The 2,267-nt window shown below is 39.9% G+C and carries 3 protein-coding genes; 1 reads left to right on the forward strand and 2 read right to left on the reverse strand.

The features are described 5' to 3' along the window. A partial coding sequence (locus OQ279_RS18490) for an Ig-like domain-containing protein (RefSeq protein ID WP_266071346.1) occupies positions 1 to 804 on the forward strand: 804 nt, incomplete at its 5' end. Between the two features lie 80 nt (positions 805 to 884). Here OQ279_RS18490 and OQ279_RS18495 read toward each other — a convergent pair. Beyond that, positions 885 to 1,781 carry an accessory Sec system S-layer assembly protein gene (locus tag OQ279_RS18495; RefSeq protein ID WP_266071347.1) on the reverse strand — a complete coding sequence of 299 codons (897 nt, stop codon included), beginning with the start codon at positions 1,779 to 1,781 and terminating at the stop codon, positions 885 to 887. Between the two features lie 18 nt (positions 1,782 to 1,799). Continuing rightward, positions 1,800 to 2,267: hypothetical protein (locus OQ279_RS18500; RefSeq protein WP_266071348.1), on the reverse strand; the 468-nt coding region annotated here is incomplete at its 5' end.

A 2,267-nucleotide genomic window follows, 5' to 3' on the forward strand; every position in this document is an offset into this window, starting at 1 on the left:
GTAAGCAACAAGCCAAGACTTCTGAATGGGTTTAACTCAAAAGCAGAGTGGAAGGCTGATAGCATTCGCGCCAGCACGACACTTAGCTCCATAGCAGATGGCACTCAATATGAAGGAAATGGTGCCCTGCGCTTAAATTATGATTTTACTGGCAACAAAAGCGGTACAGCAGCATCATACGCGGTCGCTTCCAAAAGAATAGCGATACCAGGCAAACCTAAAGCAATTGGCGCGTGGGTATATGGCGACGGAAAATCGCATTGGCTGAGAGGACGCGTCTATGATGCACAAGGTAAGGAAGTAACAATTGACTTCACGAAAGAGGCGGGGCTGAATTGGAAGGGCTGGAAATACGTACAGGCTCAGCTTCCTTCTACTGTTCGTTACCCATTATCCTTTGACCGCATTTATCTAGCAGAGCCGGCCATTTCTAAACAAAATAAAGGCAGCATCGTGTTTGATCAGCTTCAAGCTGTTTATGATCTGCCGCATGCTGAGACTTATTTTGAAACGGGATCTGATACAAGGACTGCTCCGGCTAACAAGCAATGGAAAGTTGATTTTAATATTCCATTAAGTCCATTATCCATTACGAAAGAAAACATCTATGTGGAAAACAGCAAAGGTGAGCGGATGCCGATTTCGGTCAAGCTGTCTAATGACCTTAAAACAGTGCTCGTAAATGCACCTTCTGCAGGCTATCGATCTGGTGAAAACTATCGCCTGACGGTTACGAAGTATGTAACATCAACAAAGGGAATGGGATTGAGAAAAGACTTTTATATGACGTTTAAAGCTCAATAAAGGATAACAAAAAAGATCAGCTTTGATGGCTGATCTTTTTTGACGTGTAAATTCTTAATTTAGAAGAATACCGCAGTTTATTATTGAATCGGATATGCTCTCCATTTAGATAAATCCGGATTCTCTTTTTTAACTAATGAGGCTGGGAAGATAAAAGTCCAAGGTCTTGATGTGTTGGCCTTTAATTCGAAATCTTCAAGTTTAAAACTTCCTTCTGCTACTTTTTCACCTGCAGCATCTTCAACAATTAGCGGCAGCTGGTGGAATGCAACGTTTTTCTCATGGCCATTGCGCAGCAGCATCGTCACTTGAAGATCTTTATTTTCGGCAATTTGAGCATTTAATCCATAGAAGTTTACTTCTCCTGGCTTTGGAGCTTCAAGAGAGGAAACAAGTTTTTCAAGATTTTCACGCTGTTCATTTGAAATAGCTTTTACCCAGGTTTCATGTAAATCAAGCTTATGCTTTTCTTTTAATTCAATTGCAAGAGTCCAATCTTTATGGCTGAATTCCCGATTTACAATTGAATCAACTGGGAATATGAATGTCCATGGACGGCTGCTTCTGCCTGGAACTTCGCCAAGAGCGCCTAAATCAAATGTATGTCTGGCGGCCAGCTTTTTATCCGCATCTAAAAGAACCAAAGTTAGCTCATGAAACTTAATGCCTTTTGCAAGACTGTTTCGAACGAATGCTGTTACTTCAATTCCATGGTCCTCATCATTTAACTCAATTCCAGCTAGAGAAATTTGATTCGGCTTCAAAGGTGCTAAGTCATTGTTTAAGAACCTTAGTACATAAAGCTGTTCGTTTTCAACATTCCAGCTAGGATGAAGTGACAGTTCCGTATGGATTTGATCCTCTTGGCTTTTTTCATCAGTTTCATTTAAAAGCTCAGTTGATGATACGCTGCTGTCCAGACCAGTCATTTTGATGTCTTCTTTATTTTTGCGGCGAAAGATTGATAAGATCCCCATTTCTCCATACCTCCATGTTTATACGTTTTGTTCTTCTATGGCTTTTAATACATTGGCAAGCTCAATGGCTGTGTGTCTTCTGATTTTATTAAAAGAATGAGTGAAGAGCTCAAGGCCTTCCTTCTGATAAAGGCGCATTGGATCTTCCTGCTGGTAATGACTTAATCCAATTCCTTCTTTTAGCCTTGTCATTCCTTCAATATGTTCAATCCAAAACTTATCAATAATACTTAACATTAAGTATTTCAATGTTGTCTGAAATTGTACATGGTCAGAATAAGCCTCAAGACTGGCCAGGTATTCTTTTACCTTCGGATGAACGGTTTCTTCTATATCTGAAATATCATTAATCACATTAGGCAGTGTGATGTCCAATTGAGCTGGCAGCATAACTTTTAATCTTGCCTCAATTTGTTTAACGTCCACATCTTCTGGCACCATATCTTCTAATTGAGTCGACTCAATTGCATTTTTAATGGCATCTTC

This window comes from Salinimicrobium profundisediminis, from assembly GCF_026241755.1.
Lineage (GTDB): Bacteria > Bacteroidota > Bacteroidia > Flavobacteriales > Flavobacteriaceae > Salinimicrobium > Salinimicrobium profundisediminis.